Source organism: Aestuariivivens sp. NBU2969, assembly GCF_019931125.1.
Classification (GTDB): domain Bacteria; phylum Bacteroidota; class Bacteroidia; order Flavobacteriales; family Flavobacteriaceae; genus Aestuariivivens; species Aestuariivivens marinum.
Window position 1 is genome coordinate 175,652 of the sequence record NZ_JAIOUU010000003.1, and the last position, 15,379, is coordinate 191,030.

A 15,379-nucleotide genomic window follows, 5' to 3' on the forward strand; every position below is an offset into this window, starting at 1 on the left:
ATCTAAGCAAATTGATTTTTTAGAGAATTCAATCATTTTCATCCAAGGTGTTTTTAATTTTAACAGCTATAATTTTAGTAGCTGTTGGCGACCAATGCGTATCATCCGCAAAATACACATCTTTTACACCATCATCAATATATGGTTTTAATACGGCCTTGGTGTCAATATACAAATAGTCTTTAGGTAACACTTTTAAATTCTCAAAAAAAAGGTTTTCCCTATGCCTGTTATTAACTATATAATCATAATATATGTCATACTTGTCAGCACATGGCATAACGATTAAATCGACACCTAAGGCTTTAAGTTCAATACTTAATCGATTAAGAATGTTATTAAATTGCTTAACATTTTCAACATTGCTGTAATTATTCATATTACTAATATCTCGATTATAAAAAAGAAGCATATCCTCGTTTGCCGAAAAAAGAGGCTTAGATAATTTTACTTTATATACAGAAGATTCAAAAGCACGATCATTAAAGCAATACAACAAACCATAACGATAAAAAAGCTCCATATCATTCATTCGCGTTCTAAAAGTACTATTTTGGGACTTCTCATTTAAAGTCAACTCCTCTTTTCTTTTCTCAAATAGTACATTCATTGTTATACCTTTATTTTCATTTAAATCATTCAAATGCCTTAGAATGTCTCTTTCTACAATTTGCAAAACAATGTAATCAGGCTTAACATGGTCAAAAACATCACTATTAAACATTTGAAATAAAAAATGAAGAGGCTTATAATTTTCCAGCCTAAATGTTTTATAATCAAAGTTCAAAACATTCAAACCATGTTCTCTAACTAAAATATTTTGATAACCATAAGCCCCTTGCTGGGAAAAAGAATCGCCTATGGTCAAAACATCTACATGCCGCACCGTATCTAAACGCAACTCAGAGAACTCATGATACCTTTTTTCTTGATTAAAGGCTTCATGAAATTGATCTCTATAATCTTTAGGGTAAGGTATTTTCCCCAAACGGTTTAAATCCCCTCCAGACTTCGTGTAACGAATTTCGGCCACTAAAGCCAGCAATACAAAAGGAATTAAAAACAATGCTACTTCTTTAAGAAATAATCTCATGTATTTTTTCTTTAATAACCCTTATAAATATTAACAAGCTGCTTTGTTTGTTTGTAAATATCATGGTTTGCAACTACATATTCTCTACCCAATCGGCTATACTCATCCCAGTTCATTCGCTCGTCTATCAACATGCTAAGCCCTTTACAAAAACCATCAATGTTCATAGGCGGCACTACAGTCCCACCTCGCACTATTTCTTTTACGCCTCCCACATCAGTTGCCAACACAACCATCCCACTAGCCTGAGCTTCCAGCAATACAGTCGGCAAAGCTTCTACTTTACTAGGCAAAAGAAATAAATCTGAAGTCGCCATTAATTTTGCCACATACGCAGAGTCCTTAGCTCCTAACAGTTTTACAATATGGCCCAAGCCAAGCTTGTCTATCAAATCTTCCAGTTTTAAACGCTCAGCACCTTCACCAATAATCATATAGTTTAATTCTAAATTAGTCCTTGTCGCTATTAATTTACAAATGGCATGTATAGCTATATGTAATGCCTTTTCTTCCACCAATCTGGCAACTGTCAAGATATTTATGACACCCGCCTTAGAAATCGCTTTTTCCCTTTTATAAAAAGAAGTATCTATACCATTAGATAATTTAAAAAGTCTTTCCTTTAATGCCCCAAATGACAACAACCTTGAATAATTAAAATCTGATATTGCAAATATCCCATCGCCAAATTCAAATAGATCTGCATAGATTGCCCCCCCTTTTTTTATACCTAACCTGATATCATAACCGTGAAATGTGGTATACAACCTTACGGGCAGTCCCACTTTTTTAAAGACAGCAGCCTCATTACCGTTGGTACCATAATGGGCATGTATGATATCAATACGGTGCTTTATAAGGTAATGCACCCTAAAGAAGGTATGTAACGATTGCTTCATTTTTTTAAAACTGGAAAAATCCAATGACCGCCTATAACATTTACCATATTCATGCCTAAACCCTTTTATCCCCAATATCCAAATAAAGAGCATTACTCTTAAAAACTTATTTTTTGGTGTAGATGCATCAATATCAATGAGCTTCTTTTGAAGCTCATAAGCCTCAAACCCTTGTAAAGCTTTTATTTCCTCTTGATTTATGCCTTTATGGTTGGTATAAATAAGCACATCTACACCTTGTATTATTAAAGTAATTATTTGATCCCTAATAAACGTTTCCGAAAAGGTTGGAAATTTATTTAACCAAAACAGTACTTTCATAACATAATGATGTGTTGCTAAAGTAGTGAATATACTATTTTTTGTTAGGAAAGAATAATAATGATTTTATAAAAAAAATAACATGGGTTCTAATGGAAAATCTAAAAGAAGAAATATGACATAAATTCAAATACTCAAAATATACTAGCAGATTAAATCGATCTCGATCCAAAAAATAGGACTTTACAGATTGATATTCTAAGGTATTCAAATAAGCTTTTAAACCATCGTTTTCAAAAAAAACTAAAGTTTTATTAGCCCTAAAAAGCTGCTTCTTTTTTTTGATTAAAATCTTTAACCCATTAAAATCCAAATTTTCACCCTTAAATACTTTTTTCCATACATCCTGCTCAATTCCACTAAAGGTTATGTTTAAATATTTGAATAATCGAATGCGTGTTTTAAGCTTACTCTCTATTTGTACAGCTCTTCGTTCTTGCGAGACTTGTTTATCATGAATACGGTACTTTAGTAAGGGTTCTTGTAAATTGTAAAATCTACCATATTGTAATAAATCTACCCACAAAGCATAATCCTCTGCCGGTTCACTAAAAACATCATATTTCAATTGATTTTCTACTAAAACAGATTTCCTTAACATAATAGTGGGATGTGCAAAACAAGTACCCTCCAACAACCTAAGCTTATTAGCCTCGTGCATTTCTGGATATGGTTTTATTACACCTGTACCAATAGAGATATACCAAGCACCACAAACAACAACATCGCTTTGTTCCTCCAAAAATGCAACTTGTTTTTCAAATCGTTCAGGCAAACTAACATCGTCACCATCCATTCGGGCAATATACTTGCCCTTGGCTAGCTCAACACCTAAATTTAAGCTAGTTGTATAGCCTGTATTAATGTTCTTTTTAATAAACTTAATTCTAGAATCCTTGATTTCAGAAACAATTTTAACCGTATTATCTGTTGATGCATCATCTAGTATTATAAGCTCAAAATTCTCATAAGTCTGATACAATATACTTTCAACAGCCTCCTTTACATAAAGCTCACAGTTGTAAACAGGCATAATAACACTTACTAGTGGGGTTTGAGACATACGACATTAATCGTTAAAAGTTTTCAATAAACAATCCTTAAGTTTTTGCGATACAGGAAACTCAAATTTTCTAGCAAACAGTTTATTGCTTGCTATTATTTTTTTCAAATCACTCTCATCTAAATTGGCGGGATGGTTCCCATTACGGGTATTCCAATCAATATAGCGCAAACTGTCATTAATCACTGTTAAAGCGTAAGGTGAATTCATAATAATGGTCTGAAAATAAATTTCTTCTGAACAAAAAGTATGTCGCAATCGCTTCAAAAATCTTGGGTTTTCATTCGTATAATCTAAAACATATTTTAAAGTACTATTGTTAAGGGTCCACCAAGTCTCACCACCAAATAACTTGGGAAGCCTTTTGGAAAGTCGTCGTTTAAAATGTATTTTTTTTTGGAAGTCAATCAATTTAAAGATATAATCCCTGTGCTTTTTGGCATCAATAAGGTCGTAAAAATTATAATACATTAACCGATTTAAACCACCTTCCTTCCATTTTTCAGATGGCAATTCATGATAATTTAAATAATTTTTTCTGGTATCAATATTGAGAAAATAAGAGATATTCTTTATGGGATAATCATGGCCACTAATTAAATGAAACATACTAATTTCCTTATTTAACAGAGCTTGTTCTGCTAGATGTAAAATACATTTTAAATGATTGATCCCGCCCCAATTAACCCTATACTTTCTTGAAATAAGCTTAACATTAGCAAACCCCTTTAACTGGTCAATATCAAAAGGTTCTACTTTAATTTTCCTATCAATATGGATATAGACACAAAAGTTGTTATCAAAAAAAGAAATGACATCTTTCAAATGATCAAAATTTTTATAGGCAGTAATTAAAAGGGCATGCTTCATAAAATAAATCAAAACTTAAATCGAAGATACCAATAATAACCTACTTGAAGCTTTGGCCATTTCCTAAACCTCAAGCTAGCTAAATCTAAATACAACTGGTTTAGTTTCTCTTTTACAATACTTTTCTCTTTTTTGTTCAATGCATTAAATATTGTTTTATAAAACCTTAAAAACTGGTACCTAGCTTGGGTTTGGGAAAGCTTAGAATAGACACCATCATGATGAACACGATACACGCTCATAAACTCGTTTATACACTGTATTTTTTTATTATCGGATATTATTTTATAAAGTCCTAAATCTCCAAACGGTAATTCATAGTACCATTTAGGCAACTCTAATTCCTCTGGTTTTCTAAACACAATACTTGCCGTTGCAATAAAATTATAGTATTTTAATAACTCTATATATTCAAACGCTTTGGTTTCAAACGGTTCTGGAATCTCATATGCATCTAGTATATTGTTTTTTAAAACCTGTGCGCTATGGAAGCAAATATTAATTTCTTTATTTTTTTCCAAAAAATCCACCTGTTTTTGCAATTTTAAGGGGTCAGTCCAATAATCGTCGCCTTCGCATAAGGCAACATACTTGCCTTTGGCACGTGGAAAATTATATCGAGCCATAATTCCCCTAACCCCAAGAGAATATTGATTTTCTTTTTGAAAAATGGGAAATACTACTTCAGGATGTTTTAGTACATAAGATTCAATAATTGATTTGGTTTTATCTGTTGAAGCATCATCATGAATTAATATTTCATATTCAAAATTAGTTTCTTGCATTAAAAAACCCTCTAATGCCTCCTCAATAAATTTTTCATGATTATATGTAATACAACATATGCTTACCAAGGGCTTAGTTTTTATCATGACAAATGTTTTTTAATATAAAAATAGGCCTATTCAAAAACTCTCCCAAACGATCATTACGTTCTATATTATTTTCGCTTAAGGGCTCATACACTATTACCTCTTTTTTATCAACGGCAACACCTATTGTTTCAATATTCCAATACTTACCAATCCCCTCTTTTATAAAATCTATTTGCTCTTGTTTTGTCCCATTGTTAAACAAACACCTATCCTTATCTCCTTTCCAGTTATAGCCCAATTGAAAAATAAGCGTACTTACTCTTGAACTTAAAAAATTAAGTTGGTTTATAATTTTTTCTTTTGCTTGTATAATGGAGTAATTTTTATTGCCATAGTCATCACCAACATGATGCAAAACATTTAATAGTAACCCAACATCAAATTTATGTGTGTCATTATTATTTTCGAAAGTGTAATAATCACCAATAATTTCGATTTTTTCATGATACCCTAAAATATTTGAGGCTAAATCAACAAATTTGGCATGTGTTTTATTGCCTTCAAAATAAGTAACATGGTGGGCATTTGCCTCTAAAAATTCATGAGAAAAAAAACCTGTGTTGCCCCCAATATCAATAATGGTCTTGTTAATGGGTTCAATATACTGCAATATAAAGTTTAAGCGTTCCTTTTCATATCTGGATATAGCAGGGGTTTTAGGCAATTGCATGAGCCTACTTAGCCTATCAGACAACACCTGATAAGAGGCATGCTTACTTTCACTTTCATAAAGCAATTTTATCGCTTCTAACTTATCCACCAACTTCTTTTTTATAATACTCTAAAGCGTCCTCTCTCTTATAAACATCAGAATCCAACCAATCTGTTATACTAAAACGTTTATCGCTGTAATAAACTAAAGAATTTAGTTCATTTATGCTTTTAATAAACCCTCCATGCCAAAAATACTTTTTATTTTTAGCTATATTGTTAAATGTTGGTGCTTTGTCAAGAAACTGGTAATCGAATAAAAAAGATTCAAATAAGTTGGCATTTGCATCTACAAACAATTGTGATGGCCCCCAAAATCTAGGATTTGCCTCAATCATATAATTTTTGAATTCTTTTTGTTTAACTTCAACCATAACCAACCCCCTGAAATTCAGAGATAAAAATAAAGCTTCGTATTTTTTTGATTCATCTGAAAAATGAAAATCAGACGAAGTAGCAGCTACTATTGACTTTCCGCCTGATTGCTGCACTATATTTTTTTGTGAAAATTTATATATCACTTTATTTCTACTAAAGTAATATAGCAAATAATGGCTATCCCCTTCAATAAACTCTTGAAAATAAAAATCGTCAATGGGATAGTTTTCCACAAAATAAACCTTTTCACTTTCATTAAATATGAGTTGAGGTGAAAAGGTCTTTCCTCCTTTTGAAAAATACTTCTTAGGCTTAGCTACAAATGGATAATCTATATTTTCAATTGTATAGAATTCTTTAGGAATAGATATTCCATTTTCTTTGCAAACAACTCCAAAACTGTATTTATCTGAAATTATATCATATAATGATTTTTTAGTAAGAGGCACAATAACTTTCATAGCTTCTAGCCGACTTCTTTCTTTTAACAAAAAACGGTTTAGAGCCTCTGTTGATGGAGCAATGAAGATATGAGTAGTCTTTACTTTTTGCCTTACTAAACATATATATTTCTTAATGACATCTAAATCTAAACTTAAATCATCTCTAATAGCAATAACTTTATTTTTATAAGTGGTAAAAAAGATAAAATCATCAAAAGATTTTGCGACAACAATATAATCCAACTTGTTCTTTTCAAGAGTTCTTATAAAAGAAACAACCGCTCTTTCATTAAATCCTGAGAAAATTAAGATTATAGGCTTACTCATAGTCTAACTATATTACAAATAGCTGTTATGTCAGCTTTTTTTAAACCTACATATAAAGGTAAACACAAAATTCTCTTTGATATAGATTCCGAAACACGTACCTCTTGTTTAGTTACATAAGGAAGTTTATTTAAACTCGGATAAAAATAACGTCTAGGAAAAACATTATTTTCATTTAAAACTTTTTTTGATTCTAGTAATTGGGTTTCTGTCTCAAATACTATAGGATAATAACTATAGTTCCATTGAGTCCCTTCCCTAATTTTTAATGCTTTTACATTTGAACCCTTTAAGATATCATTATAAATTTCAACACAATTAATCCTTGTATCTAATATTTTTGCCATATTTGGAAGTAAGGCAAGTCCCATAGCTGCTTGTAACTCACTCATTTTGGCATTTGTTCCCAAACCTTTAATGTCCTCTTGGCCATGATGACCAAAATTATGATAATCAAACAGTTTTTCATACAATTTAGTATTCTGCGAAAACAAGGCACCTCCTTCCCCTGTATGGAACAGTTTAGTGGCATGAAAACTACAGGTACTTACATCACCATAATTAAAAATTGATTGCCCTTTATAGGTTACCCCAAAAGCGTGGGCACCATCGTAAATAACCTTAAGGTTATATTTTTTTGCGATTTTATCGATAGCCTCTACATGGCATGGGTTTCCAAATACGTGAGTAGCTAAAATAGCCGTTGTTTTATCCGTAATAGCGTCTTCAATCTTGGACTCATCTATGGTTAAATATTCTGGGTGGATATCTACAAATACAGGAATACAGCCTTCCCAAAAAATACTGGAAGTAGTAGCCACATAACTAAAGGGAGTTGTAATAACCTCACCTTTTAAACCAAGAGCTTTTATGGCAATTTGCAAAGATAAAGTACCATTGGCAGTGGCCAAAATATGCTGCGTTCCCAAATAAACATTTAACTTGGTTTCTAACTCTTTTACCAATATACCTCTATTGGTCAGCCATCCTGTATTCCAAGCCTTCTCTAAAATGGCTTGGTAATCGTCTTGAGGAGGTAAATATGTTTTGGTAACAGGAATCATTCAGTAAAGTTTTGCCATGTTAATTGAGGTTTAATATAGCCCGGTTCTTTACCCATATAAACCCCTAAATCCCTTTTAGCATCAACAACAGTAAAACTCATAATATCCTTTTCAATAAAAACAGCTTTTCTTTTGTTTTCAACAACAAAAAAAGACAAAAAATACTGTCCAGAGCGTAAAAACGATTTTGGGAAACTACAATGTAATCGATTATATCCTTTAAGGAGGTCAATACTTCCACTTGAAAATGAAAACAGTGGCTCTCCTAACTCATTAAATAAATGATAAGTGACATGATATTGTTCTGGGCACGAAGATTTAATAGTAATACAAGTGACCAATTCTAGAGCATCATCTTCCAATATTAAGGCGCTTTCAGTTTTATTTTGACCCTTGGCAATAATCTCGTGCAAAATAAATAGATCATTATCATAAAGGTCATCAAATATCTTTTTATTTTCCAACTCAAAACCATCTTTCAAATAAAAGCTTACTGCTTCAGTAGTATCACCCATAAAAGCAATTTTCCCTTGTCGCAAAACCATACCCCTGGTACACAAGCTTTTTACTGCAGCCATATTATGACTAACAAATAGTACTGTTCGCCCATCACCTTTACTAATGTCTTGCATTTTACCAATGGCTTTTTTTTGAAATTCGGCATCGCCAACTGCCAACACCTCGTCAATAACCAAAATATCAGGTTCTAAAAAAGCGGCAACCGCAAAAGCCAACCGAACCCGCATCCCTGAAGAATATCTCTTAACTGGGGTGTCAATATAACGTTCACAACCCGAAAACGCAATTATCTCATCTTCTTTACCCTTTATTTCTACTTTGGTCATTCCCAAAATGGCTCCGTTCAAATAAATGTTCTCCCTACCTGTTAGTTCGGGATGGAAGCCTGTGCCTACTTCTAACAAGGAGGCTATACGCCCTTTTGTTTTTATGTTGCCTGTTGTTGGGCCAGTTACTCGGGATAATATTTTTAACAAAGTAGATTTGCCAGCACCATTTTTTCCTATAATCCCTAAAACCTCGCCTTCCTGTACCTCAAAATTGATATCCTTAATCGCCCAAACATACTGGCTATCTCCTTTTGTACTCCTATCATTAAGCTCTCCTACCTTTAAAAACGGATCTTCCTTACCCCTAACTTTATACCACCAGCGTTTTAAGTCATCACCCAATGCACCACTACCAATTAAACCTAATCGATACTGCTTACTTATATTTTCAACTTTTAAAATAACACCCATTTTCCTTTTCAATAACTATACAGTATCAATAAAATTCTTTTCAGTTTTATTAAAAACCAACATACCAAATAATAACAATATCATAGTGCTTATAATAGTAAAACCAAGCTCTTTAACTGAAAGGTCCCCTGTATTTAATAACACATACCGAGCTGCTTCTATAATATAAGCCATGGGGTTATATTCTACTAACCAAGCAAAGCGGGGTAATTTCTCTTGTACTAAAGCTATAGGATACATAACGGCCGAAGTGTACATAAGCAATTGTACGCCAAAGTTTAATAGATATTTTAAATCACGATACTTGGTTACCATAGACGATATAATCATACCTAAACCCAGGCCCAATAACCCCATAATCACTACCAATAACGGAAACAATAAAACACTCTCGTTTATAGAAACTTGAGCTCCTTTTAAATAATAGTATAAAAAGAAAATAATGAATATAAATAGTTGTATACCAAAACGCATTAAATTGGAAATAACAACAGATAATGGCGATATAATACGTGGAAAGTAAACCTTGCTAAAAATACCCGCATTACTACTAAAGGTATTTGATGTAGCCGTTAAACAACTTCTAAAATAATTCCAAACTGAAATACTAGCTAGGTTAAATAAAAATGGGGGCACACTTCCAGTCTCAATATTGGCAACTTTATTAAAAATCAGAGTAAAGGTTATTGCCGTAAATAAAGGCTGTATTAAGTACCAAAAGGGGCCTAAAATAGTTTGCTTATAGACCGTAACGACATCCCGTTTCACAAACAAAACTAATAAATCACGATAGCGCCAAATTTCCTTAAAATTAAAATTAATTAGTTTACGCTTTGAAGATATGGTATATAACCAAAGGTCATCATTGGAACCGTTCAAAATCTTGGGGGTTTTAGTTGTCTGCTAATATACTCAATTCTTGCCTTAACAAAAATAAAACACTTGTAAACAGCTCCCAGCTCCCCTCTTTAGATAAAGAGGTGAATGAATTTTGCGTAAGCAAAAGAAAGGGGAGTTTGAATTTTAATCATCAGAAGCCAAAAACAATCGAGTCTTAAAAATACATCCAGTGGATGTATTTAGCGAAGGGGCGAGCTGGCGCAAGGGCAAAAAAAGCGTATTCATTCAGAAATGCCAAACAGAACAATGCAAACTGCAACTGCCTACTGAACACTGAACCCTGCGACTGCAAACTGCGACTGCAAACCGAACACCGAACACTGCAAACTGCAACTGCCTACTGAACACTGCGTCTGCAAACTGAGATTACAAACTAACCTTTCAGTTTATTAATTCGGTTAAACACATCCTCATAGGGCAAGCCAACATAATCACAAAACTCCTTAATGGTAACAAATTGGTGTTTTTGCTTTTTTGAAAGCAATCGAATATCCCGTAAGACCTCTCGGGCATAACTTTCACTACGTCCGGTCAAAATAATAATATCTTGCGTATAAATACAAATACGATGCATGCTTTGGGGCATTACTAAATAATTGAAAACTAAAACACAACAAGCTTTAATTAGTCTGTTTCTTACAATAATATAAATTTAGACAAAAATAACCTACAAAAAAATTATAATTAACAAATTATAAACAGAAATTCTATAATATAAAATCCAAAATTTAATCATACAACCTAATTATACTGCCTCCTCCCGAGCCTAGCGAAAAAAAACGGTCTAGTAGACTGTTTTAGCGAAGGAGCCAGATGGCGCATGGTAAAGAGGTGGCTCACACCAAAAGCATGAGGCGGAGTTCAGAAATTAAACACGGCACAACATCAATAACAAGGAAAACGTGCCTTATAGCTGGCAGGCGAGCGTCAAAAGATTGAAGAAGACGTAAAAAACCTATGCTGTTTGACGACCAACGGAAGGAGTCCATAGGTTTTAGACTTCAAAATCCTTTTTGACCGCCGAAGCTATAAGCACTAGACTTTTTTGTTACTTTTTTGGGCAATGCAAAAAAGTAAAACCAACCTTGTTCATCCCGGGTCTAGCGTAAAAAAACAGTCTAGTAGACTGTTTTAGCGAAGGAGCCAGATGGCGCATGGTAAAGAGGTGGCTCACACCAAAAGCATGAGGCGGAATTCAGAAATTAAACACGGCATAACATCAATAACAAGGAAAGCGTGCCTTATAGCTGGCAGGCGAGCGTCAAAAGATTGAAGAAGACGTAAAAAACCTATGCTGTTTAACGACCAACGGAAGGAGTTCATAGGTTTTAGGCTTCAAAATCCTTTTTGCCCGCCGAAGCTATAGGCACTAGACTTTTTTGTTACTTTTTTGGGCAATGCAAAAAAGTAAATACCTATATGGCCAGTCACCAAGCCATCAAACTGAATGGAGACACCTAAATGTATTAGTATTTCGTATGTGGATTAAATTTTAATTAGTATCAATTAAGCATTCTTTCCATACGGTTAGTGTATGGCTCAAGTATGGATAATGTATGTCAAGGGCATTTCAGCAGAATACATAAAAAACACCATTTTTTAAATAAATCAGCTAAATAGTTTATAATTCAACATATTCTAATACCTACAACAGTAATTCAATACAACCAGTATAAATCCAGTATACATTAGCAACGGTACATAAAGAGTATATCACATTACTAAATTCAAAATATGGTATACAACCCCAAATCAAGTACCACATAAAAGTTTAACCAGAGTGTCTTAATAAAAGATACTCACAAATCTTATTATTATGGCAAAACTTAAAAGTTTTATCAAAATTGAAGGAACCCTAGACGACTTGACCTTTTACAAAGGTAAAGAAGGGTATTTAGTAAAAACCAAAAGCGGTGTTAGTGCTAAACGCATTAAAAACGATCCTGCTTTTGCACGAACCCGCGAAAACGGTGCCGAATTTGGCCAGGCAGCAACAAGTGGCAAACAATTGAGAAGGGCTATTTTAGCCTTATTAACCGATGCTAAAGACGACTTGGTAACCTCACGCTTAACACAAACAATGACCAAGGTAAAGAATGCCGACACCACCTCCCCAAGAGGAGAACGTAAGGTCGCTATTGGATTAACAACGGCACAAGGAAAATTGGCTTTAAATGGTTTCAACTTTAACGAAAATGCCATTTTAAGTAGTGTACTGTTAAGCGATTATACACTTAATACAGCCACTGGAGCAATTGACATCCCCGATTTTATACCCCAACAAAACTTAGATGCTCCAGAAGGTGCTACTCATGTAAGCTTAGAAGCAGGGTTTTTAAACATCGATTTTACAACCGATGACAAAGACCTGCAATTAAGTCCAATCTTTAATACCGCTATCAATAACACGATAACACCAGTGGTATTAACTCCAGTTGGGGTGCCAAGCGGATCGGGAAATGCACTCTATTTTTTAAAAGTAGCCTTCTTTCAGGAAATCAACGGCATACAATACGCCCTTAATAACGGTGCTTTTAATGCCTTACAATTAATTGAAGTCTTATAAAAAAAGGAAGCAAAAAAAAAAAAAAAAAACACCTCCCTTATCCAAAGGGAGGTGACTAAACGCTATAGCGTTTAGACGGAGGGTTCAGAAATGACTCCCAACGAAGGGACAGGTACAAAACCCTAAAAAATCATAACTACAACTGCTTAAAAAGACGCTTCACCCTACCCAAAACCGAGGTCTTATCTTTTTCATGATAGGCCTCACCATAAACCCCATAGCCATAGCCGTAGCCATAACCGTAACCATAGCCATAATTTTGGTTGGTTTTATGTTTGTAGAAGTTTAATATAAAACTAATATTTTTTAATTCGCCTTTACGGTATTTGGCATTTACCAATTGCAACATGCCCTTTTTAGTATAATCCAAACGCACCACAAACAAAATGGCATCGGCAAAGTTCGCAATCTCCAAGGCATCGGTAACCAACCCTACCGGAGGGGTGTCCAACACGATAATATCATAAGTCTTTCGCAACCTACCAATCAGTTCATCCAGTTTACCCCGCATTAACAATTCACTCGGATTTGGAGGTATCGGCCCACTGGTGACTACATGCAGGTTATCAATATGGGTTTTTCTCAACACAGATTCAAAGGTTTCTTCTCCTATAAAATAATTAACAAGTCCCTTATCATTATCGAGGTCAAAATCATTAAATATTTTAGGTTTACGTAAATCCAGGCCCAATAATATGGTTTTCTTCCCCGATAGGGCATAGGCCGTAGCCACATTAATGGAACAAAAGGTCTTGCCTTCCCCACTTACAGATGAGGTCACCATAACCGTACGTCCCCCTTCCTTTGGTAACTGTTTATAAAAAAACTGTAAACTGGACCGTATAGCCCTAAAGGATTCCGCAACGGCCGATTTGGGCTTTTCAAATACCACCAAATTGTTTTTATAACGGTATTTGCCTATTAAGCCTATAATAGGAATAGTAGACAGGCGTTCCACTTCATCCGAGCCATGAATGGTGGTATCCAATAAAAATACAATAAAGATGAGGCCCAGTGGTGCAAAGAAGCCTACCATAAGGGCCATCATATAATTTAAGCTCTTGTTAGGCCCTATAGGCGGATTCCCTATATCCTTGGCTTCATCAATCATGGAAATATCCGACACATTAGCGGCCTTTACAATAGCGGCCTCACTGCGCTTGGCCAGATAAATATCGTAGGCTTCCTGACTTAAATCCAGCTTACGCTGTATTTTTAAATACTGTTGCTGGTCTTCGGGCAATTCACTCAGCTTCGCCTCCAGCTTACGTATTTGGGCATTTAGTGTATTTAGTTGTATGGTAATGTTTCTTTTGGTTCCTGATATAATTTCAAACAGCACATTTTTTTCGGCATCAATACGGCTATCCAACTCCTTAAACAAAGTGGAACCTTCCTTGGTGGTTGCTTCCAAATTTTGGCGCTCAATGGCCAAATTGGTAATCTTACCCACGCTTGTTAAAATATTACTTTCCTCAATACCTACTGAGGAGGGAGCGGCAATATCGGTATAGTCGGTTTTGGTTTGTAAATAAGTCTCCAACAGGTCTAAATAACGTAACTTGTCGTTAACCACATCTTTTTCCCTATCAAATGCCTTGAGTTTAGCCGACACCTCCTGCATTTCCACATCTACATCAAATATTTTATTTTGGGTTCTAAAGGCATCCATTTCCTCGCTCACGGCCTTTAAATCCACATTAACCGCATTTAAGGTACTATCGATAAATTTAATGGTGTTAGTAGCATACTGGTTTTTACGTTCCAATTCGGTTTTACTCAATATGGCAACGGTAGTATTTAAGTAATCTACAATCTTGGCCTTATTGGTGCCAGACATCGCTAAGTTTAATACTGCCGAAGACTGCCTGCTGGGAGCGGCACTAACCGCTCTGGAATACTGGTACACAATCCCGTCATAATTGGCAAATTGAATATAATATTCAGCACCCGATGTTACACTTGCTCCCTGCCTTATTTGTAAGGTCAAGTTTAAAAAAGAAAGATGTACAGGTGTTCCAACTTTAAACCGCTGATTAAATTCACCCAAAGGAACAGCAACACCTTGTATGGTCTTATCATCATACTTCTGTACCGAAATACGTTCCCTTTCAAAAGTGGTGAACACCTCATAAACACTATCGTTTACAAAACGAATACCTATGGGCTTACCTAATAGCTGCCCTTTTGTCTTATCTATATCCACACGAAACGGTGCCCTGGTATAAATATCCTCCATACGATACTTGCCCTCGACCAAATAGCTTAGGTAATACTGTAGGGAATCGACAACCAGTTCGTTATGTGCTCGAGTATTGAGCGAGGTCATTATTTTTCCCACCTTTCCAGAGACGCCACCCCAATTAAAGGAAATGCTGGTATTGGCCGTAAAAAAGGGGTTTTGGTCATTCTCAATAGAGACCAAAGCTCCTAGACGATAAATGTTTTGCTTACGTACATTAATGGAATAGGCAATCACCATGGCAATCCCTATACTCAATAAAATAAGTTTCCATAGGTGGAGCACCTTAAACAATAAACCCTTAAAATCGAAGGTCATCCCTTTCGATTCTATATGGTCAAGATCTTCAAATTCGTTATAAGACATGT

At 34.6% G+C, this 15,379-nt stretch carries 13 protein-coding genes; 1 reads left to right on the forward strand and 12 read right to left on the reverse strand.

Going from position 1 to position 15,379, the window contains the following annotated elements; translation table 11 throughout:
* Window positions 1-28: 28 nt before the first annotated feature.
* The 11 genes from K7G79_RS03785 to K7G79_RS03835 all read right to left on the reverse strand — a co-directional run bounded on the left by K7G79_RS03785 (window position 29) and on the right by K7G79_RS03835 (window position 10,777).
* Window positions 29-1,093 (reverse strand): hypothetical protein, encoded by a 1,065-nt coding sequence (locus tag K7G79_RS03785; RefSeq protein ID WP_223549300.1) that lies wholly within the window; start codon window positions 1,091-1,093, stop codon window positions 29-31.
* A gap of 11 nt (window positions 1,094-1,104) precedes the next feature.
* The gene (locus K7G79_RS03790; RefSeq protein ID WP_223549302.1) at window positions 1,105-2,313 is read right to left on the reverse strand and encodes a glycosyltransferase; all 1,209 of its coding nucleotides are present in this window, start codon (window positions 2,311-2,313) and stop codon (window positions 1,105-1,107) included.
* 34 nt (window positions 2,314-2,347) lie between these two features.
* Entirely contained in the window at window positions 2,348-3,376 is a 1,029-nt protein-coding gene (locus K7G79_RS03795) for a glycosyltransferase family 2 protein (protein WP_223549304.1), read from the reverse strand.
* Window positions 3,377-3,382: 6 nt separating this feature from the next.
* Window positions 3,383-4,246: a beta-1,6-N-acetylglucosaminyltransferase gene (locus K7G79_RS03800; protein ID WP_223549307.1), complete on the reverse strand. Its 864-nt coding sequence runs from the start codon at window positions 4,244-4,246 to the stop codon at window positions 3,383-3,385.
* 8 nt (window positions 4,247-4,254) lie between these two features.
* The gene (locus K7G79_RS03805) at window positions 4,255-5,118 is read right to left on the reverse strand and encodes a glycosyltransferase (RefSeq protein WP_223549308.1); all 864 of its coding nucleotides are present in this window, start codon (window positions 5,116-5,118) and stop codon (window positions 4,255-4,257) included.
* A complete protein-coding gene (locus K7G79_RS03810) occupies window positions 5,105-5,881 on the reverse strand; it encodes a class I SAM-dependent methyltransferase (protein WP_223549310.1) in 777 nt (258 codons plus the stop codon). Before K7G79_RS03810 ends, K7G79_RS03805 begins: the two co-directional genes overlap by 14 nt.
* The gene (locus tag K7G79_RS03815; protein ID WP_223549312.1) at window positions 5,874-6,980 is read right to left on the reverse strand and encodes an ATP-grasp domain-containing protein; all 1,107 of its coding nucleotides are present in this window, start codon (window positions 6,978-6,980) and stop codon (window positions 5,874-5,876) included. Before K7G79_RS03815 ends, K7G79_RS03810 begins: the two co-directional genes overlap by 8 nt.
* The gene (locus K7G79_RS03820) at window positions 6,977-8,044 is read right to left on the reverse strand and encodes a DegT/DnrJ/EryC1/StrS aminotransferase family protein (RefSeq protein WP_223549314.1); all 1,068 of its coding nucleotides are present in this window, start codon (window positions 8,042-8,044) and stop codon (window positions 6,977-6,979) included. The genes K7G79_RS03815 and K7G79_RS03820 overlap by 4 nt, the downstream gene beginning before the upstream one ends.
* Window positions 8,041-9,303 carry an ABC transporter ATP-binding protein gene (locus K7G79_RS03825; protein WP_223549316.1) on the reverse strand — a complete coding sequence of 421 codons (1,263 nt, stop codon included), beginning with the start codon at window positions 9,301-9,303 and terminating at the stop codon, window positions 8,041-8,043. Before K7G79_RS03825 ends, K7G79_RS03820 begins: the two co-directional genes overlap by 4 nt.
* A gap of 15 nt (window positions 9,304-9,318) precedes the next feature.
* A complete protein-coding gene (locus K7G79_RS03830) occupies window positions 9,319-10,182 on the reverse strand; it encodes an ABC transporter permease (protein WP_223549318.1) in 864 nt (287 codons plus the stop codon).
* A gap of 394 nt (window positions 10,183-10,576) precedes the next feature.
* On the reverse strand, window positions 10,577-10,777 hold the full coding sequence (locus K7G79_RS03835) for a hypothetical protein (protein WP_223549320.1): 201 nt from the start codon (window positions 10,775-10,777) through the stop codon (window positions 10,577-10,579).
* A 1,242-nt stretch (window positions 10,778-12,019) separates the two neighbouring features.
* Here K7G79_RS03835 and K7G79_RS03840 point away from each other — a divergent pair.
* Window positions 12,020-12,769, forward strand: coding sequence for a hypothetical protein (locus K7G79_RS03840; protein WP_223549322.1), 750 nt, complete (start codon window positions 12,020-12,022; stop codon window positions 12,767-12,769).
* A gap of 136 nt (window positions 12,770-12,905) precedes the next feature.
* Here the strand turns inward: K7G79_RS03840 and K7G79_RS03845 are convergent, their stop codons facing one another.
* Entirely contained in the window at window positions 12,906-15,377 is a 2,472-nt protein-coding gene (locus K7G79_RS03845) for an exopolysaccharide transport family protein (RefSeq protein ID WP_223549324.1), read from the reverse strand.
* Between the last annotated feature and the right edge of the window lie 2 nt (window positions 15,378-15,379).